Genomic DNA, 22,738 nt, shown 5'->3' with positions numbered 1-22,738 from the left:
CCCGCCCGCTCAAGGACCTGAGCAGGCCGCCATCCCGGCCGCTCTTCCCGCGATGGCCACGGTTTCTTGCCACGATCTTGATAGTCCCGCCGCAGATGGTTGGCCGCAACCATATTCGGCGGGCTTACAATATGATCCAGAATGAAGTGATCGCCGCAGCGGCAGAAGGCGAAATTTCCGCCACTCCTCGTCCGTACTCAGCGCCCGAAATCGCTGACGGACCACGGCAGTTCCGATTTCTCGTCCTGTGGAGAATACTGACCTTCGTTCTGCGAGCCCGCTGGAAGCGCGGCGTCCTGTTCTGGTTTCGCTTTGCCGCCCATCCGCTCCTCACCATCCGCTGGTGGCGCTTCCTTGCGGGTTTTGCAGCGGCACGGGCGTTTCCGGCCCCGCATGACGCCTTGCTGCAGAAGCCGCTGTCGAAGTTCCTGGTTTACGGGATGTCCAAATCCCTGCGGCTCGCACGTGTCGTCGAGCATTTCCTTGTCGCAGACAGGATCCTGGCCAGGGAAACCATGATGCGGCTGTGGCAGGGGGAAAGGCTCGATATCGGCGTGGTGAACGGCCGCAACGAGACCTATACGTGCCGCATCGCACTGGCCGATCTTTGCGGCGGACGTCACGAAGGGGGCTTCGCCGTCGAGCTTGTCCGCACACGCGACAAGGCTCTCCTGTGCACAGGCAGGTTCACCTTCCTTCGCCAGGGCTCTGAGGGCGGCTACACCTTCGTCATCGGCAGCATGCAGGGGCCCCGCAATGGAAAGCGGCTGATCGTCGAGGCGACCCGCGATCTCCGAGGCGTTCGCCCGAAGGAGGCTATCCTGATCGTGTTGCAGGGGCTGACCGTAGAAGGCGGCATGGCGTATTTCCTGGCCGTCTCGCGGGCCAGGCAGCCGATCCAGTACCGCCGCCGCAAACGGCGCTCGATGATGCTGTCGGCGATCGACACGTTCTGGGCCGAGCGCTCTGCCGAGCCCGAAGAGATCTACGGGTTCAGGGTGCCCAAGTCAGCAATCGGCGGAACGGACGGGCGCAGCCGGAGCAAATCGCGGTTCCACATGATCGGCGAATTGTTCCATTGAGGGGGCTGGGCCTCGTGCGCCTCACGCAGGACGCAGGTGGATTGCGACCAACGCGCCGCCGCCTTCCCGGTTTGCGAATTCGAGGTGTCCGCCATGGGCAACCGCGATGGCCTGCACCACCGATAGTCCCAGTCCCGTACCGCCCGTTGCGCGAGACCGTGAGGGATCGCCGCGCCAGAAGGGGTTCGTGGCCACCGCATCCAGTCCTTCAGGAAATCCGGGACCTCTATCCAGAAAACGGATGACGACGCTCTCATCCGGCAATTGCTCCGTTTCGCACCGCAGCCAGTTGCCGTCTGCCGCGTATCGGCAGGCGTTTTCCAGAAGTGCCAGCACGGCCTGGCGAATGCGCGGGGAGTCGACCGACAGGAAGGCGGGTTGCAGCCCGGTTTCAAGCGTCAGCGTGCTCGTCTCCAGCATGGGTTTGGCGGATGTCAGCACCGCTGCCACCACCTGCGACACGTCGATCCATTCACGCTCCATGACGAGTTTCTGACCGATCGCCAGCGACAGGGTGCGCAGATCTTCGACAATTCTCCCGAGGCCTTCCACCTGGACCAGGAGATCGGAGATTATCTTCCGGTCCATCGGAAAAACGCCGTCAAGCATGCCCTGCAACGAACCCCGCAGGATCGTCAGTGGCGTTCGCAATTCGTGGGCGACCGCCATGTTGTTGAAGCGCAGCCTTTTTTCCATGCTGTCGAGGCTGGCTGCGAGCGCATTGAAGGTGTCCATAAGACTGGAGACTTCTCGGGTGGCATGGCGCGAGGCAGCGACGCTCACTGAGAAGTCGCCGGATTTCAGGCCTTCGGCAGCAGATGTGAGTTCTGCGAGAGGCCTTGCGATCCGCCGCGCCAGAAATATCCCGATGATGGCGCAGACAAGGGCCGAAAGCAGGCCGCAGGTCAGAATCAGGATCTGGAGCTGGAAATCTGTCTGTTCTTCCTGCAGCCCATTGAGGTTGGCGAGGAGGAGCTTGAGCGAATCCTGGTCGGGGACGACGCCATTGTCCAGATCGCGATAAGCAGCCGCGGCTCTCGGCGGCAGGTTTTCAATAATGCTTTCCTCGAGATAGGTGGAATACCATATGGCCCCGAGATAGGTCATGCCGACGCTGAGAAGCAGCATCACGCCGATGGTGACGGCGGTGACCGTTGCCAGCGGCAGCGAGGGGAGCCTTGATATCTTCATCTTGGATCCGAAAAACGATAGCCAATTCCCGGCACCGCAGGAAAGAAGCCGTTCTGCCCCAACTCTTCCAGCTTGCGCCGAAGGTTGGAGATATGCGTGTCGACAGTGCGCACCAGAGCGTCGCTTTCCGGCAGGCAGGCGTCGAGAATATCGGCGCGCGCGAAAGCCTGGGTCGGGTGGCGGATCATATAGGCGAGAATTCGAAATTCGCTGAGCGTCAGGGATAGATGCGTGCGGCGCTCGTCGCTCGTGACAAACGCTGTGTGGCTGGTGAAATCGACCTCTATGGGTCCGAACCGCTTGATGACGTTGGCGTGTTCTCCGCGCGTCCGGCGCAGGACGGCCTTGACCCGGGCCACGACCTCCTGCGGGTTGAACGGTTTGACTACATAGTCGTCGGCACCGAGGCGCAGACCAGCCAACCGGTCGATGTCGTCGGCAATGGCCGTCACCATGATGACAGGCGTTGACCCGACCTGGCGCAGGCGCGCGAGCACGTCGAAACCGTCGAGTTTCGGCAGGCGCACGTCAAGCAGCACAAGATCCGGTTTCAGATGGGCATGATGTTGAAGCGCTATTTCGCCGTCGCCGGCGCGAACGGTACGGAACCCGTCACGCAACAAATATCCTTCCAGTATCTGCGCGATTGCCGGTTCATCCTCAACGATCAGAACGAGACTGTTATCCACCCCAATGCCCTGCGGTTGTTCAATTCCCTTTGCCGGCTTTGCCGCCGGACGTCCACCATCGCGGACGGAGGAGATTTCTGCAATTTGCAAGCGCGCTTTTAGCGACCACCCAACCTGTTCTCAACAGCGCCTTGATCGCTTCCTCGCCATTTCTTGACAATTCGAAATCAGCTTGCCGCCGATTAGAGCGCCGCGCCTCCGTCCGGACGCGCAACGGACGCTCTAACCCTTTGATTTGGCGCATCAGGCTTTCCGAAAATCGATTCCGATTTTCGGGCCGATGCTGCAGCTTTCGGAGATGCCGGCATGCGAAAATTTGTGTTCGATTCCTGGAATTCTGCCTCCAGCGGCGTGGGCTTGCCGGCAACGCCATCCGAGGCTGACCGGGCGCTCGCCGCGATCGGCACATCGATCGTCTGGGTCAGTTTCGTCTTTGTCGTCTTTCCCAATCTCGATCTCATCGTCTCGCGCTGGTTTGCCAGCGGACAGATCTTCATTCTGGCCGACGATCCGTTCCTGCTGGCGGTAAGGGATATCAGCCGCCTCGCACAACCCTGGCTTATCGGCTCGATGATCGTGCTGATCGCGCTGCGGATGCTTCTGCCGGAACGCATGCGGTTCTGCTCGCCCGAGAAGCCCTTGTTCGTGCTCCTGAGCTTTGTCGCAGGCCCGCTCTTCACGGTCCAGACGCTCAAGGTTCTCATCGGGCGCGTACGGCCTCATGACCTTGCCGAGTTCGGTGGAACCATGGATTTTACGCCGGTGTGGCAGTTTTCCGCCGCGTGCAGCCGCAACTGCTCCTTCCCGTCCGGCGAGGCTTCAGCCGCGGCGGCGTCACTGTCGCTGCTGGTTCTGGTGCCCGCCAGGCTCAGGTGGGCGGCCGCGATACTACTGTTGCCCTGCCTCTTGTTCGTGGCGTTCAATCGCGTGATTTTCGGCGCTCATTTCCTTTCGGACGTCGTGCTTGGATGGCTGCTGACGATGTTCGCCATGGCCTGGGTCTGGCGCTGGATGGATGTGTATACGGAAGAAAAGCTTTGGCGGTGAGGCGGGGAATGGTTGGAGGCGCGAAGCCGTTCTTTGTATCGTGTTGTGATACATTGCGTTTGACGCTGGCTCGTATCGCGCTATGATACAAGTGCGTTCAGGAGATGGCTGTGATCCGATCGTTCAAGACTGCGATGACGGAAACGGTCGCGACCACGCAGAAGGCGCCTAAAGGTTTTCCGGCCGATCTCATGCGTGTGGCGCAGCGAAAGTTGGCAATGCTGAATGCCGCAGCCGTGCTGGACGATCTTCGGTCTCCTCCTGGCAACCGGCTGGAGGCGCTGAAAGGCAATCGGCAAGGCCAGCATTCGATCAGAATCGATGATCAATGGCGCATATGTTTCGTTTGGACTGAAGCCGGCGCTGAGGATGTTGAAATCGTTGACCACCATTGAGGGCTTGATGTCATTTTGCCCTTTTTGCCAGGAGGCACTGTAAGAAAATGCTGAAAATTCTTACGCCCGTTCACCCCGGCGAAATTCTTCGCGAGGAATATCTCAAACCTCTCGCCCTGAGCGCCGGTGCGCTCGCGCGAAAGCTGAATGTTCCCCGCACGAGGATCGAGCGGCTTGCCTCCGAGCAGACCCCGGTCACAACGGATACGGCTCTCAGGCTCGCCAAATACTTTCGCACGACGCCGGATTTCTGGCTGAACCTGCAGTCCAGCTACGATCTCGGCGTTGAAGCGCCTGCCCTGCAGGAAGAGCTCGACGCCATCGAGGAAATCGGCCACGCGGCTTGAGGCAGGCTGGTGGCCCTCTGTTATTCCGATAGGGGCCAAACCTTCGTTCCGAAAGCTCTGCTCTAGAGACGTGCGATCGCGTCCAGCCGGTTCATTACAGCGCCGCGCGTCTTTTAAGACGCGCAAAGGACGCTGTAACACTTATGCAGTAGCTCGGTAGGATTCCAGCGGCAAAGGGATTCCAACGAGACCGCCTTGATAGAAGCTCGCGCTGAGCGAGGGAATAGCCGCGCGGCGCTATTTCGGCTCCGGCTGCTGGATGACCGCTGGTGGTGTTTCACTCTTGCCGCTGCCGCCGCGATCGAACATCTGGACGCCCAATATGCCGACGACCGATGCGATCATTGCTGCCAGGACTATCATCAATAGTCGCATGGGGCGCTCCGTTCGTAATATTGTCGGTCGAGTAACAGTCGAGGCGTGAAGTTCGTTCCGCTTTGGGGTGAGGGCGAATAGTGCGCGGCTGGCGAGGGCGTGGCGCACCCCGCCGTGCAACTGCCGCAATGGCCGAGGCATGGAGCAGCACCCGCCGCCCTCTGACGCCTTTTCAGGTGCGCTCGCATCTGCCCGCGAAGAGATCCGCATGCGCGGCAAACAGTGCGCTCAGCCTGTCGATGACAGTTCGCACTTCCGGCCGCTGACGCTCATCTTCGTGAACAGTGATCCAGATGTCATAGGTCAGGCTGTCTATCACCGGCCCGGCGCGGACAAGGCCGGGCTCGGCATCGCCCATGAAGCAGGGCAGCAGACCGCGGCCGGCGCCGCCGCGGATGAGATGGAGCAGCATCAGCGGCGTGTTCGTCCAGCTGGTGATCCAGTGGTCCGGCTGCTCGAAGGTCCATTTGTCGGCCGGTGTCGTCGCAATTTCCGTTCCGAGCGAAATCCAGTTGTGATTGGCGGGGCTGAAAGTGGCGGCCTGATAGGCTGCGTGAGCGACGGAGACGGAGCGGCGCGTGGCGAAATTGCCGCGCTCCGGCCTGCCATGCATGATGGCGAGATGCGCCTCGCGGTAGGCACGGCCCAGGACCATCCTCGCTTTTCAGCGTGCCGCGTTCGGCCTACGCGCCTTCGTCGGGAATGTTGAGGACTTCGCCGCAGGCCTTGCAGTGGACGGCATCGGCATCGTGGCGCTGCAGGCCGCAGCGGTGGCAGGCAAAGGTCACCTTGTGCGGCCGCACCACCGCCTGCGCCAGGCGCACGAAGAGCGAGATGCCGACGATCATGGTCACTACCGAGGTGAGCTTGCCGAGCGTGCCGGGCAGTGTGATGTCGCCGAAGCCCGTCGTGGTCACGGTCGCGACAGTAAAATAGAGCGCGTCCACGAAACCTTCGCCGCCCGGCTGGTTGTAGAAGAAGGAGGTGTAGACGAAGCCCGTCACGAGGAAGAGGAAGACCAGGAAATTGATCACCGCGCGCACAACATCGATCGCGTAGCCGCAGCCCATCCGGTGCAGCGCCACCTTCAGCAGCGGGCTTCGTCCGATCGCCCAGAGCCGCATGACGCGCAGGAAGGCGAAGTTGAAGAGCGCATTAGGGAAGAGCAGCGTTGCCAGCACGATGAAATCGATCCAGGTCATCGGCCGCAGGATCCAGCTGCGCAGCGAGGGTGCCGCGATGGCGCGCGCCGCGGTCTCGGCGGCGATCCAGACGGCGATGACGTAGTCGATGACGAGATAGGTGGGGGCGGCGCGGAAATAGGGGCCGAGCACGAAGAAGGCGAGGATGGCGATGTCGACGACGGTAAAGACGAATTGCAGGAGCATGGCCTTACGGCCTTCGCCCCGCTCGATGCGTCGCAGTCCCGCGCGCAGGCTCTTGTGATGCGTGTCGTCGTCGAAGAGATGATCCATGCAGGCGAGATAGCTCGCTTGCCGCAGGTATCAACGGCGGTTAATCCAAGGAGAAATCCTCAACCGCTCGCAGCCCATGGCTTACTGCTTGCCACGGGCCTTTCTTCCGACGCTGCGAAGCTCTTCCTTGTCGATGAAGTGATCGGTTGCGCCGGGCTCCTTGTCCGGATGGGAGATTTCCACATCGAGCTCGTCGGGCAGGTCGAGTGCCTGCTTGGTGTTCATGATGCCAAGCGGCACGCGGCCGTCCTCGGTCTTTGCGGCGACTTCGACGAGCGGTTTTGTCTTCTGGGCCATGAGGCGCTCCTTTTCTCTAAAAACGCAACGCGGGGCGGACTCGCCTGTTCCATCGAGGGGTAGATTCGAGGGCTTGTCTCCAGCGCCACGTCCGCCTCAGGAACAAACAGCATCCGCCGGCGTTCGGTCCTCGCGAACACATTCAATTCACGGAGGATTTTCAAATGGGTCGCGGTATTCTTCTCTGGCTTCTGGGTATCCCGCTGCCAATCGTCATCCTGCTCGTTCTCTTCATGCGATAGGAGCCTGCCATGTCTCTTGCTGAAGACAGAACCGTTATCGGAGGCTCCGGCCTCGAAAGCGGGCGGACCGGTGTGATGCCGGTCGAATCATCGAAATCGGCCATGGCTTGGGGGCCGATCATCGGCGGCGCCGTGGCGGCGACGGGCATCACGCTCATCCTGCTGCTGCTCGGCTCCGGCGTCGGTCTGACGATGGTCTCCCCCTGGTCGGGCGAAAGCAGCTCGGCCACAACCGTCGGCGTCACTGCGATCTGGCTGGTCGTCGTGCAATGGCTGTCCTCGGCCTTCGGCGGCTATCTGACCGGACGGCTGCGTACCAAGTGGGCGGCCATCCATACCAACGAGGTGTTCTTCCGCGATACGGCGCACGGGTTCCTCAGCTGGGCGCTCGCGACCGTCTTCGTCGCCGGCTTCCTGGCATCGTCGCTGACCTCGCTTGCAGGCGCTGGGGCGAGTGCTGCCGGCCAGGCTGCGATGGCGGCCGGCGTCGCCGGCGGGGCCGCCGCCTCGGCTTCGGACACGGATTCGACGGGGCCTGGCCTATCCACCGCCTATTTCACCGACGCGCTGCTGCGGCCGCAGAATATCGCCAATCGCGCCAGCGAGGACAATGGCGCGGCTGCTGCCGAAATCTCCCGCATCCTCTTGCAGGGGGCGGTCAACGGCTCGGTGCCGGATGGCGACAAGACCTATATTGCCGGCATCGTCTCGGCCCGCACCGGGCTTTCCGAAGCCGATGCCCGCGCCCGGGTCGATACCGTGCTGAAGCAGATCGAAGACGCCAAGGTCGCAGCGCAGGCTGCCGCCGACGAGGCCCGCAAGGCTGCGGCGACCTCGGCCTTGATCGGCTCGCTGTCGCTGCTGGTCGGCGCCTTCATCGCCGCTGCGGCTGCCGCGTTCGGCGGGCATCAGCGGGATGAGGAAGAGGATCTGGTGGCGACGAGCCGCAGGCCGCTGGTGTAAAGGGAGAGCGGCGCCTGAAAGGGCGCCGCCCTCTCAAAAGGTTGTAACGGCCCGGAACCCGAAGATCGCCGCATTCTCGATCCGCGAGCCGGGCTTGTCGGGATCGGCTGCATTGCCGCCCGGTCGAATGACATATTGAAAGAAGGGCTGGGCCGACAGCCATGGCGTGACCGCAGCCTGATAGGTGGCTTCGATCACCGCCTCGGAACTCGGAACCGGCTGCGACGTCCCGGAGAAGGCATTCTCGGCCTTTGCCAGATCCGACATGCCCGAACTCATGCTGGCATAGGCAAAGCTGACGCCGGCGGTGTCATCGTCGCGGCCAGGCAGAAGCCCCTTATAGGCAAGGCCCATGTCGAAATACCAGTTCATGCTGTTGCGGTCCTGCTGCGGCGCGACCGCAACGCGGAAGAATCCATTCAGGCCGCTATCCGTGCTGCCGGGCTCCTGCCACAGCGTCTGATCGACAACGGCATAGACCGCAAAATTGCCCGAGAGCCGGCGCGGGCTGCCGCTCGACAGGGGATCGGCGAGCGAAACGCCGTTCGATGCGGTGGACAGGCTGTCGAACTCTTCGGAATTGTACCAGGCGCCGATCTTGTAGGTGCCCGGCAAGCCCCAATCGCCATTTCCAGGCGTATAGGCATAGGCCGCCTCGGCAATCGCAAAGACGCCATCGCCAAGCGGAAACCCCAATCCGTTTGCATTGCCGTCCGGGTCCGATCCGGTCGGGCTGCCATTGAAGACGGCGGCCTGCAGGGTCCAGGCATCGTCAGGCTTGACGATGATCTGGGCGCCCGGAACGGCGAAGGGATAGGCCGGTCCGCCGCCTGGAAGATCCGCGGCAAAAATGCCGGGCCATCCGAATGTCGAGTTGACGAAAAGGCTGGCCGTGCTGCTGATCGCGAAATTCTGGTCCGCCAGAATCTGCCCGAGCTTCACCGTCACCTTATCGTTCATGAGGCTCTGCGAGAGATAGAATTCGCCCAGCCTGAAGCCGGGATCGGCCTCGACAGAGGTTGCGGTCAGAAGATTGCCGACATCCTTGCCCGACAGGCCCTGACCCTGGATCGCATAACCGGAGATATGAATGCTGCCGCCGGTCCAGCCTGCCAACCGGCCCATGTCGAAATCGCCCTGCAACTGGAAAAGACCGTCATAGGCCGTTCCCCTTTTCACACCGCCCGATACATTGCCGAGCACGTCGCTGGTCTGCGACATCGTGATGGTGACGCCCTGATCCCGCAGCCAATTGCGATAGCCGTGCCAATCGCCGGTCAGTGTCGTATCGGCATAGGATGGCGGGGCCATATCGTCGGCCCGTGCGCCCGCGCCGTAAGCAAGAATCGCAAATGCAAGGGCGGCGGGTACCTTTTTCATTCTCTTCCCTTTTCCGCAGGCTCTGATTTGGGAGGATGCAAAGGCGCTCACCTACAGCGCCTTTGGCGCAAACATGAGCTTGCCATCATTGGAACGAATCGCGCAGCAGGGCAAGTTTGTCGGAGGCAGTATAGAAGACTCGACTTGCCCTGTCGCCAGTTCGATACGCGTTATGCCGTCACGGCCTGGCAAGATGCCAAACGCCTTCGGCCCCGTCGCCGTGGATATCGCCACGATTGGAATCGAAGTGATAGGTGTAGAGCGGCGAGCCTTTGTAGGCCCACTGGGTTACCCCGGTCGGCCGCGTGACAATGCTCCAGGGACCGGAGGCCTTGGCGCCGGCCGGCGCTTCGAAGGGGGGCCAGGCGAGGGCGCAGAGCAGTGTGCATTCGGACTTGCCGGGCTGGTCCTTGTCGAAGGTGTAAAGCGATCGGCCGCTATCGTCCGCCAACAGCTTGTGTTGTCCGCTTGTCACGACCGTGGCAGGCGACATGGGTTTTGCCTCTGCAACCGATAGGGAGATCAGGGCGAGGCCGAACGAGATCACGAGGCTTTTCGTCATTCCAGACATTTTTGGTCCTTTCCGCCGCTGCTCCGTGCCTGAACAGGAGAGGCTCCCGTGGCGACAGGCGGCGACTGTTCTTCAGCCGCATCAGGATCACCGGGTTAGCCGGGATTTGTAACTATACGAAGGTCGAGAAAGCAGTAGATGAAGAGGTGAGTACAAAGTTCGGTGAGACCGATGTGATCGTGTCTATCGGCGCGCGGCCTCCATGGTTCCCATCCGGAACATTTGCGCAAAGAACGCCTTGTCGGGCAAGCGGCGAAGCAGGGCCGCAATGACGGCGCATGCCGCGACCGCGAAGACGAGCCGGCCGGTCAGGACGCCGTGCAGATTGGCGCCGAGCGACATCACCACGATCGTATCCTCGATCACGCTGTGCGCGAAGCCCATGAACACGCAGGACAGAAAGATCTGGCGCGGCGCCACCGAGCCCGATTGCGCCTCGCGGATCAGCAGGCCGGCGCCGTAGGAAATGCCCAGAAACAGGCCGATCGCCGTCAGATGTCCGGCCTCGCCGCGGATGCCGGCAAGACGCAGCACAGGCGAAAGAGCCTTCATCATCCATTCCATGAGCCCGGTCACCTTGAGGATTTCAAGGCCCCAGGACAGGACAAGAAGGATGACGAGCATCCAGACCATGGTCTCGGCAAGGCCCCAGGCGTAATCGCCCCAGTCGGGCGTCGCGCTCATCGGCAGCCAGACAGGATCGACCGGATAGGACAGCCAGCCCGTCGCCGAGAGAACATGGTGCAGCATGAAGGCATAGAGCAGGCCGCCCACGATGCGCAGCACCGTCGTCGCGATCATGCCGGGACCGGCCTTCTGGATAATCTTCTGCTCGATCGGCAGACCGTGCGCAAACAGAATGAGGGCCGAGAAAACCGTGACGTCGGCGACGCTGAGCGAGGAAACGGGAATCAGGGTGAAGACGAGAGGAATGGCGCCCCAGATCCCGACCAGCATGCCCGTCAGCCAGGCCAGTCCCAGTTCTGGGGGAAGGCCGATCAGGTTCATCACAGGGGCAAAGGCGGGTGCAACCGCCTTGACCGCTCCCATCCGCGACAGAAGCTCCGTCAGGATGGCGATCGGAACGGTGATGCGGACAAGCACCCAGTAGATACCCAGCGTCTGGCTGGTGTTGCGCCGGATGAACGACAGGAACGACATGTGAGACTCCTTTTGCGATGTCTCCATCTGCTAAACCCGTTCGCTTCGAATTTTCGGTCAAAGATTGCAGCGTCTTGCAATTTTATTGCAAAGGCGTGTCTGGCGGATAAGCTGCGGGAATGGACCGTATCGACCGAAAACTTCTGAACCTGATGCAGCGCGACGCATCGCGCACGAATATCGAGATGGCCGACGAGGTGGGGCTGGCGCCCTCCAGCTGTCTGCGCCGCGTGCAGCGGCTGCGCAAATCTGGAGTCATCGACCGCATCGTCGCCATCCTCAATCCGGCAAAAGCCGGACGTGGAATCAAGGCGCTGGTGACCGTGGAACTGAAGCTGCACGGCGAGGCGCATATGCGCCGCTTTCTCGACATCGCCATCGCCGAGGAGGCCGTGTCGCAGGCCTATTCCGTCACGGGTGCAACCGATGTCGTCCTGATGCTGCGCCTGCGCGATATGGAGGAGTTCGATAGCCTGTGCGAACGCCTTTTCCGCGACGAGAACAACGTTGCCCGCTATTTCACCATGATCGTTATCCGGACGGCGAAAGAGGAGACTGCCATCAGGCTTTGATCGGTTCGCTGGCGGCGGGGTGGCGACCGAAGGTGAAGGTGCTGCATGACGCTGGGAACCCTGCCCAAACGCGACCGGGGTCGAGCCACGGGTCTCGACACGTCCTTTGGACCCCCTTGCAAAATCAAACCACTGAACACAGTTGATGAGTTCCTGCGCCGGGGCTTTCCCGGTGCGTGATATCTCGGATGGGAGAAGAATGCAGCAGCGTATCAAGACCTGGCTGAACCAATATGAGCCGATGACGCTCATCACCTTCGCCTGCCTTGCCGGCGGCCTTTTCCTGCTGCAGCAGCTGACGAGCGAGGTGCTGGAGGGCGAGACGCAGGGCTTCGACCAGACGATCCTGCTCTGGCTGCGCCAGCCCGGCGATCTCGGCCAGCCGATCGGCCCGTCATGGCTTGTCCACGCGATGGGCGACATTACCAGCCTCGGCGGCGTCACCGTGCTGGCGATCCTGACGCTGCTGGCCACCGTCTATCTGCTGCTCGACCGCAGGACCACAATTGCCGTCTTCCTGTTCCTATCGGTTTTCAGCGGCTGGCTGGCGAGCACGGGGCTGAAGATCATCGTCGCCCGCGCCAGGCCGGACGTGGTGCCGCATCTCGTCGACGTCAACGATTTCAGCTTTCCGAGCGGCCATGCAATGGTCTCGGCCGTCACCTATCTCACGCTCGGGGCGCTTCTGGCGCGCACGCAGGGCTTCCGTGCGACCCGCATCTTCGTCATGGGGGCTGGCATTTTCCTTGCCGTCATCATCGGCCTCAGCCGCATCTATCTCGGCGTCCATTATCCGACCGATGTGCTCGCCGGCTGGGTCGCCGGCGCGCTCTGGGCGCTGTTGTGCTGGCTGGTCTCGAAGCGGTTCATCGCGCGGACGGCCGATGAGGTGCAGAGCGAGCGGTCGTGACGGCTCTAGGGCAATTCCAGCATAAGTGTGCAGCGGATTTGCGTCCGGAATTGCGTAAAAACAAGCAGATAGAGCACTTTCGCGATTCGAAGAAAACGAAAGTGCTCTAGACCGCAGCCTCTTCCCGTTCCATCGCCCGCCGCGCCCTGACGGCGGCGGCGATGAAGACGCGCGAGAGGCCGTGATAGAGCGGCTCGCGCGAAAGGAGGCGGGAGGTGACATAGCCGAGCATGGCGACGGCCATGATCGGGATGACGGCCTGATGGTCGCCGGTCATTTCGAGGATGATGACGAAGGCCGTCATCGGTGCCTGCACGACGCCGGAGAAATAGCCGGTCATGCCGAGGATCGCGGCCAGCGCGATGCTGGTGCCGAGCAGCGAGCCGACCGTGCTGCCGAAGCCGGCGCCGACGGCAAGCGAAGGGGCGAAGATGCCGCCCGGAATACCTGACAGCATCGACAGGAAACCGGCGATAAGTTTTTCGATGAAGAAGAAGGGCGGCAGCGCATGGCCTTCGACCGCGCCGCGCGCCTGGTCATAACCGGTGCCGAAGGTCGTGCCATCAGAGGCGATGCCGATCACGGCGACTGCAAGTCCGCAAATGCCAGCAAGCATGACCATGCGCGGCAAGGGCTGCGGTTGTGCCCAGCGGCGGATGCGTTGGCCGAAATGCAGGGCAAAGCCGCTGAAGGCAGCACCGAGCGCGCCGCCGCCGATGCCGCAGACGATCACGAGCCCCCAGTCGCTCAGGCCTGCTGGCGAAACGGAAGCTTCGCCGAAATAATTGTAGCTGCCGGCAAGACCAAGGGCGGCAAGGCCCGAGAGGATGACGGCGGTCAGCACCAGGCCATTGGCGCGCGATTCATAGGTGCGACTCATTTCCTCGATGGCAAAGACGATACCGGCAAGCGGCGTGTTGAAGGCAGCCGCAATGCCGGCTGCCGAACCCGCCAGGATCAGGCCGCGCGCCTGCGCCATGCCACTGAACCGGGCGACCGCCAGCATAATGGACGCGCCGACCTGCACCGTCGGCCCCTCGCGGCCGATCGAGGCGCCGCTGAAGAGCCCGAGGACGGTGAGCGCAATCTTGCCGGCGGCGATCCGCAGCGACAGCAGCCGCGTGCGGTCTTCCTCATGGCGCAGATGCCGGGCGGCGATTGCCTGCGGAATGCCGCTGCCCTGCGAATTGGGAAACAGCCTGGCGGCGAGGAAGGCCGAGAGCATGAAGCCGAGCGGGCTCAGGATCAGCGGCAGCAGGAATGACCATTCGCCCGAGGATGTGAGACTGCCGAAGGCCCTCTGCGCCAGATCGGCGAGCCTTGCAAAACCGACGCTGACAAGCCCGATCGCCAGCGCCCCGCACCAGAAGACGAGCCGCGGCCGCCAGAGCGAAAAGGATCCCCAGATGACACGGGAACGGCGAAGCAGCCTGGAATTGCGATAGGGAAGGGGCATGGCGGACTCTGTGTTACGCGGTTTGGGGCCGCCCGGTATAACCGCAAACGATGCCGCAGATCATCTGTTGATTCAGGAAATATGCTCAATCCGGTAGCAACTGCCACCAGTCTGGAAAGGCTGCTTTGCCCCCTGCGGGCATTGAGATCACGGCCTTCGGGCGTACTATGGCTAGCGTTCATATTGGTTCGGAGAATCATCGAAATGTATGTCGGTCGCATTGTTGGGGTAGGTCGGGATCGAAAAGGGGACCTGGTCGCTGCGTATCGGGTTTCGAGCAGATCGTTTCCCAACAGAAATGCGGAAAAGCTCGGCGATACCATACGGATTGTCGCACAGGCCGGAAGTGAAGATGCAACATCTGAGAGTCCTTACATCGCCTACGAATGCCTCATTTGGAATTCTCGTTTTGCCGTTGTAGGGAACGGCACCCACACACGCCCGATTTACGAGCGTTTAAAGGCAGGCAACACCCCACGAGATGCGATCGTGAGCGTCCTCGTCGGTCTGGACCGCGAGTTCGATCAGCACGATACGCCTCGAATTTGTGGTCTGGTAGACTTGGAGGAAAACAGGCTTTGGCTTGGCAGTGTAACCGCCGACAGCTTATCGGTCATGCCGGTCGAAGTTCAGCCCGGCCAGCTCGCGTATATTGCGACCTATGAGTTTCCTCTTCCTCGGGCTGATCAAATCGATCAGTTTTTCGATGCTGGTGATGCAAATGCGGTCTGCCGCCATATTACCCATTTATCGGTCTTCTCTGAGTTCGAGAAACCCGTATGTGCTGCTTCCTGGATCGGGTCAGCATCGGGACAAGCGGCTGCAACGTTCAACTGTCTCAGTTGATCGCACGTAGCGGATCACCGCAAAGGGCTGAAAGCGGTCCTCGGTGGCAATTGCTACCCAGTACCGGAAATATGTCGGATGGGGCGCCACCTCTGGGCAAGCGCAATGGATGCCAATCCGTGACGGCGGCGATCACGCGCGAGTAGACGATCAAGAAATGGCCGCGACAGTCGAAGCTCAATCTCATCGAAGAGAACAATTCGGAATGGGAGGATATCTTCTGGCATCTGATGGGGTTGTGAGGTTGTCGGGAGGATAGGAGGCTTCCGCGGCGTGGACGCGCGGCTGCTGGATTCCTGTGATGATCCCCGGAACAAGCCCGAGCACAGGTGAGGGAGGGTAGGGCAGTGCCCGCCTCCCTCTCCATCAGCGCTCCAGGCATTGCCTGGAGGGGAATTTCCCGCGTCTTTTCATTCCTTATCCCCGATGTTGGGCCATTATGTCTGCGGTCGGGCGGGAAAGCTGATGATCATTCCGAGGCCGGGGTCCCTATCACATCGGAGTGTATCGACGAGGGCCTTCAATCTGGCGGCGAAGGCGAAGATGTGCGGTGGAGGCTACATGAACGACTTCTTTGCCCGCGAATTCTGGCGCTTCGTGAGTGTTCAGCAGGAAGTCGCCAAACTCGCGCTCACGGCGGTCGACTATCCGCCAATGCAGGATCCGGCCTCCTTCAACCTGGATGCCGTGAAGAGGCAGATAGACGCAGCGATCAGGAACAAGCCAGGCAACTGATCGAGAACGGGTCAGGACAACGGGTGGCCCGGAGGGGCTGCCCGTCTGTTCTTTTGGAGTTTGCAATCGGCGGGCAACCTCCAGCGTCTTTTCATTGCTTGTCCTTAGTGCTGAGCCTCCTTATGCCTGCGGTTGGGCAGGAAAGCTGATGATGATGCCGAGGCCGGGATGCCGGTCCTTGAGCGTGATCTCAGCGCCGTGCAGATCGGCGATCGCCTTGACGAGGCTTAAGCCCAGGCCGCTGCCCGGCGTCGTGCGGCTCTTGTCGAGGCGGTAGAGGCGGCGGAAGACCAGGTCGCGCTCTTCCTCGGGAATGCCGGGGCCGTCATCGGCAACGGTGGCGGCAAAGCCGCCGTCGCCGGCCTCAAGGCCGAGCGTGATCGATGTCTTCGGCGGGCAATGGGTGATGGCATTTTCCACCAGGTTGACGAAGAGCTGGGTCAGGAGTTCGCGGTCGCCATTGACCATGCAGGGGGAGGCCGGCCGGGTGGCGAAGGCGAGTGACTGGCCATTGTCCTCGGCGACGCTGCCGTAGATTTCCGCAACCGAACTCATGATGTCCCCGAGGTCGACCGGCCGGAACCGCGCCTTCCGGGCGCCGGCTTCGATCTGCGAGATGCGCAGTAGCGCCTCGAAGGTGGCATTGATGCGATCGCTCTCCGCGCGGGCATCGAGCAGGAAGGACTGGATGTCCACGCCGCGCCCGCTCTGCTGCATTGCCTGCTCGATGGTCATGCGCAGCCGGTTGAGCGGCGTCTTCAGGTCGTGGGCGATATCGGCGCTCACCTGCCGCATGCCTTCGACGAGGGCCGACAGCCGGTCCAGCGCCTCGTTCATCTGGGCTGCGACGACATCGATATCGTCGCCATTGCCTTCGAGCGGAATCCGCCGGGTCAGATTGCCGGCCGAAACGTCGCTCATCGCGCGCTCGATGCCGTCGAGCCGCCGTTGGGCGCGGGCGGCGAAAAAGGCGCCGCCGCCGCAGGCGAGGATGACGATGACGCCGGAGGCCCAGACGAAGCTCATAAAGGCGACATGTTCCAGATCGTCGGTGTCGGAATAGCTCTCGCCGACGATCAGCCGGTTGCCGCTGACCGTGCCCGCCTGGATGCGGATGCGGTCATTGCCTTTCAGGCCGATATCGCCGGCGTGAATGGTCGAGAGGCCGTCCTTTGCTGTAAACAGCGAAACATTGCCGGCAAGCCGCTCGCCCTTTTCGTCGACCAGCAGGAAGATGCTGTCTTCGGGGATGTTGAGGCGGGCATAGGTTGCCACCCCGGCAACGAAGTCTTCCGCGTCCTCGGAGGAATAGGTGGAGGCGACGACCGAATAGGTATCGCGCACGGAATCGTCGAGCGCTTCCGCCAGGTCGCGTTTCAGTAGCTGATAGGTGATGATATCAGCCACCAGAAAGGCGAGGATGAAGAGCAGCCCGAAAGCGAGCGCCAGCCGGAAGGGCGTGCTTCTCCATAGTCTCCATTTTTTCTTCAGCATCGGATTATCCGAAAACCGCTATACACTGTTCGGTCCGATGGCTTTTGCTTGAAGCATCGGATTATCCAAAAACCGCTTCGCACTTTTTGGTCCGATGCTTTAGCACGGCGCATGCAGGCTATATCCTGTATTGCGCACGGTATGGACAAGCGGCACGTCGAAGGGCCGGTCGATCTTGGCGCGCAGGCGGCTGATATGGGTTTCGACGACGCTGGTCTTCGGGTCGAAATGGAAATCCCAGACGCGTTCGAGCAGCATGGTGCGCGTCAGCACGCGGCCCTCGTCGCGCATCAGCACTTCGAGCAGGGTGAATTCGCGCGGCTGCAACTCGATCGCCTGGCCCTGGCGCGTCACCTGCCGACGCACCAGATCGAGTTCGAGATCCGCAACGCGCAGCACCGTCTTCTGGTCCTGCACGGGCGGGCGCCGTGCCAGCGCATGGACGCGGGCGAGCAGTTCGGAAAAGGCGAAGGGCTTGGTGAGATAATCGTCGCCGCCGGCCTCCAGCCCCTCGACGCGGTCGTCGACGCCGCTGACGGAGGTCAGGAAGATCGCCGGCGTGCCGATCCCTGCCGCGCGCACCGCCTTGATCAGCGACAAGCCGTCGAGGCCCGGCAGCATTCGGTCGACGACGAGCACATCATATTGTTCGTGGCTCGCCTGGAACAGCGCATCGCGCCCGTCCTCGACGATATCGCAGACATGGCCTGCCTCGCTCATGCCCTGGGCGACGTAATCGGCCGTTTTTTGATCGTCCTCGACGACGAGAATGCGCATGACCGGTCCAACTCCTCATCTCTGGAGCATTCCCGCTTTTCCTCGGAGCCCGGAAAAGTCACGTCGCACAATTGGCGCGGAATTGTGTCCGCCACTTTCGAGTTCTTACGAAGCCGACTGCAAATTCTGGATGTCGCCGCCGCATGTTCGGCGTATGATCCTGCCTGGCAATCTGGGGGGATTTCCAATGCTTCATCGCACGAAGATCCGCGCGGCGACGAGAACAGTGGCTGTCCTGCTGTTCATCTATTTGCTGCTTGCCTATTTCGTCATTCCCGAGATCTGGATTTTTCACGATGCCGATCGCGTTGCCAAAGTCGGCAACATGGTGACGACGACAGAGCAGGGGATTCCCGGCGACCCGATCAATGTCGGTCTCGTTGGTTCGAAGGAGGAGGTCATCCGGGCCTTTACGGCTGCCGGGTGGGATGCTGCCGATAAGATCACCCTGCGCACATCGATCGATATCGGACTGAGCGTGGTGCTCGATCGGCCTGATCTCGATGCGCCGGTCAGCCCGCTGCTGTTCGAGGGCAGAAAACAGGATCTGGCTTTCGAAAAGCCCGTGGGCAGAAGTGCCGACGAACGCAACCATGTCCGCTTCTGGCTGACCGGACAAACCGGCCCGAATGACCGCCCGCACTGGCTGGGCTCGGCAAGCTTCGATCGGGGCGTCGGCTTCAGCCACGATACCGGTCAGATCACGCATCATATCGGCCCTGACGTCGATGCGGAGCGAGACCTTGTCATCGGCGATCTTCTCAAGGCCGGACAAGTTTTGTCGACCTATGAGATCGATGGCATCGGAGCGACCAAGGACGGTCGCAACGGGGGCGGCGATCCCTATTTCACCGACGGAAAGGCGCTCGTCGGCGTACTTCGAAACCAGCAGCCGTAGGGCGTTTCCTATGCGAAGCGGGCCGCCGTTCGTGCCCGCGCCTTGGCAGCGACTTCCTCGCGATCGCGAGGTGGTTGAGACGTCTCCAGCGAATTGAGCAATTCATGGGCGCACCTCGCGATCGACGAGACGGCGGTCTCGAAGGCGGCCTCATTGCGTTTCGACGGCCTGGTGGTTCCGCTCAGCTTGCGCACGAATTGAAGCGCCGCATCATGGATTTCCTCGTCCGTCGCCGGCGGATCGAAATTGAACAGGGGTTTTATATTTCGGCACATGCGCTGCTTTCCTTCATCGTCTCTCCGCCATGAAAATTAGTCGCGAGAGGGCCAATTGCAACGGACTGCAAGTCCACAAGAGCAGCCTTGCGCCGATGTGCCGTCTCGCTCGCAACGCTTCCAGCCGCGGCATGTGCTCCATAATCGCAGATATTTCCTGGCATCCAATGGGAGACACGCGGCTGCTGGATTCCTGTGACATCCCTCGCGCCGGCACGAGGAGGGAATGAGGAGAGGAGGGGGGGCTGTACCACAGGAGAGCTTTGTGCGGCAGGACAGGTCTTGGTGGGAGCCACAGGGCAGACTCCCATGATGCCTGGAGTGTGATGGACAGAGGGGCGGCCCCCCAACCTCCCTCATTCCTGTGCTTGTCACAGGAATCCAGCCGGCTTGCGTCCGCAAGCCGAGAGGACTCTTGAAAAACAGCGACGACACAGGTTTGAATGGGAGGATAGTTCCGGAATTCGGTAGAACGTCCGGGGAGCCCGCGGGCTCCAGGTTCGGATCATGCCGATAGTTTCAAAAGCCAGGCATCGTGCTGCCTGAGGAAGGTCCGCAGGCGGTCGCCATAGTCGTCGCCGACCGCCTCGCGCACGCTGCGGCGCTCGGTCAATGCTGCGCGCCATTGGGCCGTGCGGGACAACCCATCGAATATTCCGGTGGGTGCGATCGTGTCGAACACGTCGAAATAGCGGAAAATCGGCGCGAAGACTGCATCGACGAGACTGAACGTCTCGCCGGCGAAAAATGGCCCCGCGCCGAGTTCCGCCTCGACGCGCCTGAATTTGTCGATCAGGGCCGATCGTTTGGCCTCGTAGGCGGCGGCATCCCTGGCTGTCTCGAAGCCCCAGAGGTCCGAGAGGATCGATGAGCCGAACTCCATCCATCCCCGGTGCCGAGCCCGCTTCAGCGGATCGGCGGGATGGAGCGGCGATCCCGGTTGGGTTTCCTCCAGGTATTCGCAGATCACGGCGCTTTCGAACAGCACCGCCTGCGTTCCATCCGCCTGGTTGATGAGCAGCAGCGGCACCTTGCCGAGCGGCGAGATGGTCAGGAACCAGTCGGGCTTTGCCGAGAGATCGATAGAGCGGCGCTCGAAGGGCACGCCCTTTTCCGCAAGGGCGATGGCGGCGCGCTGGACATAGGGGCAGAGATGATGGCTGACGAGGATCAGATGTGCATCGGACATGACTGGCACCTCAAAACGCGGGGGCGGGACGAAGCGCATGGCGACCATCGCCAAGCAGGAACTGGGCAAGCGACAGCACGATGAGATAGAACGGATATTCCCAGCCGCCGTTCGGCGCGTTGAACACCCAGCCATTGCCCCAATGAGCCCAGATGATCGCGCCGAGCAGGGCAGGGATCAATGCGAGGGCAACCCAGCGGGCATAGATGCCGAGCACCAGCATCACACCACCAACGGCCTCGGCCGCAAATGTCAGATAGGCCAGCCATCCCGGCAGGCCGATGGAAGCGAAATAGCCCGCCGTGCCGGCAAGGCCGAATGTGAAGAGCTTGAGCACGATGGAATGGGCGAGATACATCACGCCGAGGCTCACGCGCAGCAGTGTGACGGCATAATCGGTCATGCGTTCCTGATTCATCGAGGATGTCCTTAATAAGGTAGATGTAATTGCATCTATATAAGCCCTTGCGCGCCCCGTCAATATAGATGTAATTGCATCTATGGATGATCCTTGCGCTCCCGACGATGCTCAACCGTCTCCTTCCGCCACGCGCGCCTGGGTGCTGCTCATGCGCGCCCAGCAGAGGGTTCTCGAGGCGATCGAAAACGATCTCAAAGCCGCCGATCTCCCGCCGCTCGGCTGGTATGACGTGCTTCTGGAACTCTCGCGGACTGAGGGCGGCCGATTGCGCCCTTACGAGATCGAGCAGCGCACGCTTCTTGCGCAACACAATCTTTCCCGCCTTCTCGACCGGATGGAAAAGGGCGGACTTGTGGTGCGCGAACTCTATGCCGAGGACGGGCGGGGCCGATGGGTTGTTATCACCGACGCCGGCCGCGCCATGCAGGCGAGAATGTGGAAAGTCTATGCGCCCGCGATAAAGCGTCATCTTGGCGACAAGCTCGACATCGCCCAAAGCGATCAACTGGCCAACTTGCTGAGCGCATTGTCACGGGATGCTTAGCCTGCGCGAATAATGCCGCATGGCGATCTCGCTCCATAGGAGCCGGTGCCAATCCCTCCCAAGCAACTCACGTCTTCCGCAGGCCAATGAGGGCAGTGGACAGGCCGGGGTTTCCGCTGGCATTCTTTTCGCGGTCGGAGCATTGCTGGTGCCTGCCTGTCCCGATCGACTGCGGAAGACCGAGGTGACGATGACGACGATCACAAGCATTACTTCGACGATGACGGCCTCCTTCCTCGGCTCCTTCGTGGAGGTCGTGGAAGCCTTCACCATCATCCTTGCGGTCGGCGTCACACGGAGCTGGCGGTCGGCCTTTATCGGCGCGGGGCTGGCGCTGTCCCTGCTTGCGGTGCTGGTGCTGGTCTTCGGGCCTCTGCTCGGCCTCATCCCGATCGACATCCTGCAATTCGTCATCGGTACGCTCCTGATCCTGTTCGGCATGCGGTGGCTGAGAAAAGCGATCCTCAGGGCCGCGGGCTTCATTGCGCTGCATGACGAGGAGAAGGCCTTTGCCTCGGAAACCGATGCGCTTGCCCGCCAGTCGACGGATCGGCGGGCCGATTTTCTGGCCGGTACGGCCGCCTTCAAGGCCGTGCTGCTCGAAGGCATCGAAGTGGTATTCATCGTCATCGCGACAGGTGCGCGGCCCGGCATGCTGCCCTATGCGGCCATCGGCGCGCTGGTGGCCTGCATCGCCGTGCTCGTCATCGGCCTGGCGGTTCACAAGCCGCTGTCTTCAGTGCCGGAAAATACGCTGAAATTCATCGTCGGGCTGCTGCTGACGGCTTTCGGCATCTTCTGGGTGGGCGAGGGCATCGGCACGCCATGGCCGGGCGAAGACCTCTCGCTGCCCGTGCTCTTCGGCGGGCTTGCCATCTTCTCCTTCATCGCAGTCCGGTGGCTGCGCCAGTATTACGATCTGCACGCGGAGCCCGTCGCCCGATGAACATTCTGAAAATCGCCTTTAGGGAACTCATCGGCATGTTCATCGATGACGGGGCGCTGGCGCTTTTCAGCCTGCTTCTCGTGCTCGGGGTCGGCCTTGCGGTCGAAACCATGCTCATCGGCCCGACCGCGGGGGCGGTGCTGCTCGTCGCCGGCTGTCTTGTTATCCTTGCCGAAAGCGTGATGCGGGCGGCGAGGCGGACGTTTCGGCGGTAGCGGGTGGGATAGCCTAGAGAGGCGACCACCTTTTGGCCACGACGCTTCCCTTTTGAATGAAGGCGCCACCCCAACCCCCCTCATTCCTGTGCTTGCCACAGGAATCCAGCCGGCTTGCGTCTGCAAGCCGAAAAGACTCTTACATTTTATAGGCTTATGAGGTCATTGCAGACATAGGGTCCCCCGCCGCGTGGACACGCGGCTGCTGGATTCCTGTGACAAGCACAGGAATGAGGGAGGATAGG

Annotated in this window: 26 protein-coding genes and 3 pseudogenes; 14 read left to right on the top strand and 15 right to left on the bottom strand. The window is 61.6% G+C overall.

What is annotated here, in order from left to right; genetic code table 11:
- Positions 1-131: 131 nt before the first annotated feature.
- Complete coding sequence (locus KQ933_RS10535) at positions 132-1,082, top strand: DUF535 family protein (RefSeq protein ID WP_253958315.1); 951 nt, start codon at positions 132-134, stop codon at positions 1,080-1,082.
- Between the two features lie 21 nt (positions 1,083-1,103).
- Here the strand turns inward: KQ933_RS10535 and KQ933_RS10530 are convergent, their stop codons facing one another.
- Both KQ933_RS10530 and KQ933_RS10525 read right to left on the bottom strand, forming a co-directional pair.
- Entirely contained in the window at positions 1,104-2,273 is a 1,170-nt protein-coding gene (locus KQ933_RS10530) for an ATP-binding protein (RefSeq protein ID WP_216758715.1), read from the bottom strand.
- Positions 2,270-2,962 (bottom strand): response regulator, encoded by a 693-nt coding sequence (locus tag KQ933_RS10525; protein ID WP_216758714.1) that lies wholly within the window; start codon positions 2,960-2,962, stop codon positions 2,270-2,272. The genes KQ933_RS10530 and KQ933_RS10525 overlap by 4 nt, the downstream gene beginning before the upstream one ends.
- A 306-nt stretch (positions 2,963-3,268) precedes the next feature.
- Between KQ933_RS10525 and KQ933_RS10520 the strand changes: the two genes are divergently transcribed.
- The 3 genes from KQ933_RS10520 to KQ933_RS10510 all read left to right on the top strand — a co-directional run bounded on the left by KQ933_RS10520 (position 3,269) and on the right by KQ933_RS10510 (position 4,751).
- Positions 3,269-4,009, top strand: a complete 741-nt coding sequence (locus KQ933_RS10520; RefSeq protein WP_216758713.1) for a phosphatase PAP2 family protein — start codon at positions 3,269-3,271, stop codon at positions 4,007-4,009.
- Between the two features lie 110 nt (positions 4,010-4,119).
- Positions 4,120-4,404 carry a type II toxin-antitoxin system RelE/ParE family toxin gene (locus KQ933_RS10515; protein WP_216758712.1) on the top strand — a complete coding sequence of 95 codons (285 nt, stop codon included), beginning with the start codon at positions 4,120-4,122 and terminating at the stop codon, positions 4,402-4,404.
- A 47-nt stretch (positions 4,405-4,451) separates the two neighbouring features.
- Positions 4,452-4,751: a HigA family addiction module antitoxin gene (locus KQ933_RS10510; protein WP_216758711.1), complete on the top strand. Its 300-nt coding sequence runs from the start codon at positions 4,452-4,454 to the stop codon at positions 4,749-4,751.
- Between the two features lie 237 nt (positions 4,752-4,988).
- Here the strand turns inward: KQ933_RS10510 and KQ933_RS10505 are convergent, their stop codons facing one another.
- From KQ933_RS10505 to KQ933_RS10490, 4 genes and pseudogenes are all read right to left on the bottom strand, one after another.
- On the bottom strand, positions 4,989-5,126 hold the full coding sequence (locus tag KQ933_RS10505; protein ID WP_216758710.1) for a hypothetical protein: 138 nt from the start codon (positions 5,124-5,126) through the stop codon (positions 4,989-4,991).
- A gap of 172 nt (positions 5,127-5,298) precedes the next feature.
- Positions 5,299-5,763, bottom strand: a pseudogene (locus KQ933_RS10500) (LysR family transcriptional regulator); the annotation flags it as partial.
- A 46-nt stretch (positions 5,764-5,809) separates the two neighbouring features.
- The gene (locus KQ933_RS10495; protein WP_183735808.1) at positions 5,810-6,601 is read right to left on the bottom strand and encodes a potassium channel family protein; all 792 of its coding nucleotides are present in this window, start codon (positions 6,599-6,601) and stop codon (positions 5,810-5,812) included.
- A gap of 81 nt (positions 6,602-6,682) precedes the next feature.
- Positions 6,683-6,898 carry a hypothetical protein gene (locus tag KQ933_RS10490; protein WP_216758709.1) on the bottom strand — a complete coding sequence of 72 codons (216 nt, stop codon included), beginning with the start codon at positions 6,896-6,898 and terminating at the stop codon, positions 6,683-6,685.
- 317 nt (positions 6,899-7,215) lie between these two features.
- Here KQ933_RS10490 and KQ933_RS10485 point away from each other — a divergent pair, with 317 nt between their 5' ends.
- Positions 7,216-8,103, top strand: a complete 888-nt coding sequence (locus KQ933_RS10485; RefSeq protein WP_216758881.1) for a hypothetical protein — start codon at positions 7,216-7,218, stop codon at positions 8,101-8,103.
- A 33-nt stretch (positions 8,104-8,136) separates the two neighbouring features.
- Here KQ933_RS10485 and KQ933_RS10480 read toward each other — a convergent pair whose 3' ends face one another.
- The 3 genes from KQ933_RS10480 to KQ933_RS10470 all read right to left on the bottom strand — a co-directional run bounded on the left by KQ933_RS10480 (position 8,137) and on the right by KQ933_RS10470 (position 11,215).
- Positions 8,137-9,483, bottom strand: coding sequence for a carbohydrate porin (locus KQ933_RS10480; protein WP_216758708.1), 1,347 nt, complete (start codon positions 9,481-9,483; stop codon positions 8,137-8,139).
- Positions 9,484-9,661: 178 nt separating this feature from the next.
- A complete protein-coding gene (locus KQ933_RS10475) occupies positions 9,662-10,054 on the bottom strand; it encodes a hypothetical protein (protein WP_216758707.1) in 393 nt (130 codons plus the stop codon).
- A gap of 183 nt (positions 10,055-10,237) precedes the next feature.
- Complete coding sequence (locus KQ933_RS10470) at positions 10,238-11,215, bottom strand: nucleoside recognition domain-containing protein (RefSeq protein ID WP_216758706.1); 978 nt, start codon at positions 11,213-11,215, stop codon at positions 10,238-10,240.
- Between the two features lie 119 nt (positions 11,216-11,334).
- Between KQ933_RS10470 and KQ933_RS10465 the strand changes: the two genes are divergently transcribed.
- Both KQ933_RS10465 and KQ933_RS10460 read left to right on the top strand, forming a co-directional pair.
- Positions 11,335-11,787: an Lrp/AsnC family transcriptional regulator gene (locus KQ933_RS10465; RefSeq protein WP_183806270.1), complete on the top strand. Its 453-nt coding sequence runs from the start codon at positions 11,335-11,337 to the stop codon at positions 11,785-11,787.
- Between the two features lie 199 nt (positions 11,788-11,986).
- Positions 11,987-12,697, top strand: a complete 711-nt coding sequence (locus KQ933_RS10460; protein WP_216758705.1) for a phosphatase PAP2 family protein — start codon at positions 11,987-11,989, stop codon at positions 12,695-12,697.
- Between the two features lie 106 nt (positions 12,698-12,803).
- On the opposite strand, the gene KQ933_RS10455 is transcribed toward KQ933_RS10460, so the two are convergent.
- Entirely contained in the window at positions 12,804-14,153 is a 1,350-nt protein-coding gene (locus tag KQ933_RS10455; protein WP_216758704.1) for a chloride channel protein, read from the bottom strand.
- A gap of 204 nt (positions 14,154-14,357) precedes the next feature.
- Here KQ933_RS10455 and KQ933_RS10450 point away from each other — a divergent pair, with 204 nt between their 5' ends.
- The 3 genes and pseudogenes from KQ933_RS10450 to KQ933_RS10445 form a co-directional block, all read left to right on the top strand.
- Positions 14,358-14,999 (top strand): IMP cyclohydrolase, encoded by a 642-nt coding sequence (locus tag KQ933_RS10450; RefSeq protein WP_216758703.1) that lies wholly within the window; start codon positions 14,358-14,360, stop codon positions 14,997-14,999.
- Positions 15,000-15,118: 119 nt separating this feature from the next.
- Positions 15,119-15,241 (top strand): annotated as a pseudogene (locus KQ933_RS33405) (GIY-YIG nuclease family protein); the annotation flags it as partial.
- Between the two features lie 307 nt (positions 15,242-15,548).
- Positions 15,549-15,734 (top strand): annotated as a pseudogene (locus KQ933_RS10445) (arylsulfatase); the annotation flags it as partial.
- 120 nt (positions 15,735-15,854) lie between these two features.
- Here the strand turns inward: KQ933_RS10445 and KQ933_RS10440 are convergent.
- Entirely contained in the window at positions 15,855-17,228 is a 1,374-nt protein-coding gene (locus KQ933_RS10440) for a HAMP domain-containing sensor histidine kinase (RefSeq protein ID WP_216758702.1), read from the bottom strand.
- Between the two features lie 99 nt (positions 17,229-17,327).
- On the bottom strand, positions 17,328-18,005 hold the full coding sequence (locus tag KQ933_RS10435; RefSeq protein ID WP_216758701.1) for a winged helix-turn-helix domain-containing protein: 678 nt from the start codon (positions 18,003-18,005) through the stop codon (positions 17,328-17,330).
- Positions 18,006-18,192: 187 nt separating this feature from the next.
- Between KQ933_RS10435 and KQ933_RS10430 the strand changes: the two genes are divergently transcribed.
- Positions 18,193-18,903, top strand: coding sequence for an LssY C-terminal domain-containing protein (locus KQ933_RS10430; RefSeq protein WP_216758700.1), 711 nt, complete (start codon positions 18,193-18,195; stop codon positions 18,901-18,903).
- Positions 18,904-18,911: 8 nt separating this feature from the next.
- On the opposite strand, the gene KQ933_RS10425 is transcribed toward KQ933_RS10430, so the two are convergent.
- From KQ933_RS10425 to KQ933_RS10415, 3 genes are all read right to left on the bottom strand, one after another.
- Positions 18,912-19,178 carry a DUF2277 domain-containing protein gene (locus tag KQ933_RS10425; protein ID WP_216758699.1) on the bottom strand — a complete coding sequence of 89 codons (267 nt, stop codon included), beginning with the start codon at positions 19,176-19,178 and terminating at the stop codon, positions 18,912-18,914.
- Between the two features lie 505 nt (positions 19,179-19,683).
- Complete coding sequence (locus tag KQ933_RS10420; protein WP_216758698.1) at positions 19,684-20,367, bottom strand: glutathione S-transferase family protein; 684 nt, start codon at positions 20,365-20,367, stop codon at positions 19,684-19,686.
- Positions 20,368-20,377: 10 nt separating this feature from the next.
- A complete protein-coding gene (locus KQ933_RS10415; RefSeq protein WP_216758697.1) occupies positions 20,378-20,785 on the bottom strand; it encodes a DoxX family protein in 408 nt (135 codons plus the stop codon).
- Positions 20,786-20,867: 82 nt separating this feature from the next.
- Between KQ933_RS10415 and KQ933_RS10410 the strand changes: the two genes are divergently transcribed.
- From KQ933_RS10410 to KQ933_RS10400, 3 genes are all read left to right on the top strand, one after another.
- Positions 20,868-21,332 carry a MarR family winged helix-turn-helix transcriptional regulator gene (locus KQ933_RS10410; protein ID WP_216758696.1) on the top strand — a complete coding sequence of 155 codons (465 nt, stop codon included), beginning with the start codon at positions 20,868-20,870 and terminating at the stop codon, positions 21,330-21,332.
- A gap of 190 nt (positions 21,333-21,522) precedes the next feature.
- Positions 21,523-22,278 (top strand): COG4280 domain-containing protein, encoded by a 756-nt coding sequence (locus KQ933_RS10405; RefSeq protein ID WP_216758695.1) that lies wholly within the window; start codon positions 21,523-21,525, stop codon positions 22,276-22,278.
- Positions 22,275-22,493 carry a hypothetical protein gene (locus tag KQ933_RS10400; protein ID WP_216758694.1) on the top strand — a complete coding sequence of 73 codons (219 nt, stop codon included), beginning with the start codon at positions 22,275-22,277 and terminating at the stop codon, positions 22,491-22,493. The genes KQ933_RS10405 and KQ933_RS10400 overlap by 4 nt, the downstream gene beginning before the upstream one ends.
- Positions 22,494-22,738 lie beyond the last annotated feature (245 nt).

This window comes from Rhizobium sp. WYJ-E13, assembly GCF_018987265.1.
Lineage (GTDB): Bacteria > Pseudomonadota > Alphaproteobacteria > Rhizobiales > Rhizobiaceae > Rhizobium.
Note: the sequence above shows the minus strand (reverse complement) of the source record. Positions and strands in the feature narration are given on the sequence as shown.

What these genes read in the sequence shown, in the direction of transcription:
- KQ933_RS10535 (WP_253958315.1), top strand. Translation starts at nt 132, where the DNA reads ATGATCCAGAATGAAGTGATCGCCGCAGCGGCAGAAGGCGAAATTTCC.
- KQ933_RS10530 (WP_216758715.1), bottom strand. Translation starts at nt 2,273, where the DNA reads ATGAAGATATCAAGGCTCCCCTCGCTGCCGCTGGCAACGGTCACCGCC.
- KQ933_RS10520 (WP_216758713.1), top strand. Translation starts at nt 3,269, where the DNA reads ATGCGAAAATTTGTGTTCGATTCCTGGAATTCTGCCTCCAGCGGCGTG.
- KQ933_RS10510 (WP_216758711.1), top strand. Translation starts at nt 4,452, where the DNA reads ATGCTGAAAATTCTTACGCCCGTTCACCCCGGCGAAATTCTTCGCGAG.
- KQ933_RS10505 (WP_216758710.1), bottom strand. Translation starts at nt 5,126, where the DNA reads ATGCGACTATTGATGATAGTCCTGGCAGCAATGATCGCATCGGTCGTC.
- KQ933_RS10495 (WP_183735808.1), bottom strand. Translation starts at nt 6,601, where the DNA reads ATGGATCATCTCTTCGACGACGACACGCATCACAAGAGCCTGCGCGCG.
- KQ933_RS10490 (WP_216758709.1), bottom strand. Translation starts at nt 6,898, where the DNA reads ATGGCCCAGAAGACAAAACCGCTCGTCGAAGTCGCCGCAAAGACCGAG.
- KQ933_RS10485 (WP_216758881.1), top strand. Translation starts at nt 7,216, where the DNA reads ATGCCGGTCGAATCATCGAAATCGGCCATGGCTTGGGGGCCGATCATC.
- KQ933_RS10480 (WP_216758708.1), bottom strand. Translation starts at nt 9,483, where the DNA reads ATGAAAAAGGTACCCGCCGCCCTTGCATTTGCGATTCTTGCTTACGGC.
- KQ933_RS10475 (WP_216758707.1), bottom strand. Translation starts at nt 10,054, where the DNA reads ATGTCTGGAATGACGAAAAGCCTCGTGATCTCGTTCGGCCTCGCCCTG.
- KQ933_RS10470 (WP_216758706.1), bottom strand. Translation starts at nt 11,215, where the DNA reads ATGTCGTTCCTGTCGTTCATCCGGCGCAACACCAGCCAGACGCTGGGT.
- KQ933_RS10465 (WP_183806270.1), top strand. Translation starts at nt 11,335, where the DNA reads ATGGACCGTATCGACCGAAAACTTCTGAACCTGATGCAGCGCGACGCA.
- KQ933_RS10460 (WP_216758705.1), top strand. Translation starts at nt 11,987, where the DNA reads ATGCAGCAGCGTATCAAGACCTGGCTGAACCAATATGAGCCGATGACG.
- KQ933_RS10455 (WP_216758704.1), bottom strand. Translation starts at nt 14,153, where the DNA reads ATGCCCCTTCCCTATCGCAATTCCAGGCTGCTTCGCCGTTCCCGTGTC.
- KQ933_RS10450 (WP_216758703.1), top strand. Translation starts at nt 14,358, where the DNA reads ATGTATGTCGGTCGCATTGTTGGGGTAGGTCGGGATCGAAAAGGGGAC.
- KQ933_RS10440 (WP_216758702.1), bottom strand. Translation starts at nt 17,228, where the DNA reads ATGCTGAAGAAAAAATGGAGACTATGGAGAAGCACGCCCTTCCGGCTG.
- KQ933_RS10435 (WP_216758701.1), bottom strand. Translation starts at nt 18,005, where the DNA reads ATGCGCATTCTCGTCGTCGAGGACGATCAAAAAACGGCCGATTACGTC.
- KQ933_RS10430 (WP_216758700.1), top strand. Translation starts at nt 18,193, where the DNA reads ATGCTTCATCGCACGAAGATCCGCGCGGCGACGAGAACAGTGGCTGTC.
- KQ933_RS10425 (WP_216758699.1), bottom strand. Translation starts at nt 19,178, where the DNA reads ATGTGCCGAAATATAAAACCCCTGTTCAATTTCGATCCGCCGGCGACG.
- KQ933_RS10420 (WP_216758698.1), bottom strand. Translation starts at nt 20,367, where the DNA reads ATGTCCGATGCACATCTGATCCTCGTCAGCCATCATCTCTGCCCCTAT.
- KQ933_RS10415 (WP_216758697.1), bottom strand. Translation starts at nt 20,785, where the DNA reads ATGAATCAGGAACGCATGACCGATTATGCCGTCACACTGCTGCGCGTG.
- KQ933_RS10410 (WP_216758696.1), top strand. Translation starts at nt 20,868, where the DNA reads ATGGATGATCCTTGCGCTCCCGACGATGCTCAACCGTCTCCTTCCGCC.
- KQ933_RS10405 (WP_216758695.1), top strand. Translation starts at nt 21,523, where the DNA reads ATGACGACGATCACAAGCATTACTTCGACGATGACGGCCTCCTTCCTC.
- KQ933_RS10400 (WP_216758694.1), top strand. Translation starts at nt 22,275, where the DNA reads ATGAACATTCTGAAAATCGCCTTTAGGGAACTCATCGGCATGTTCATC.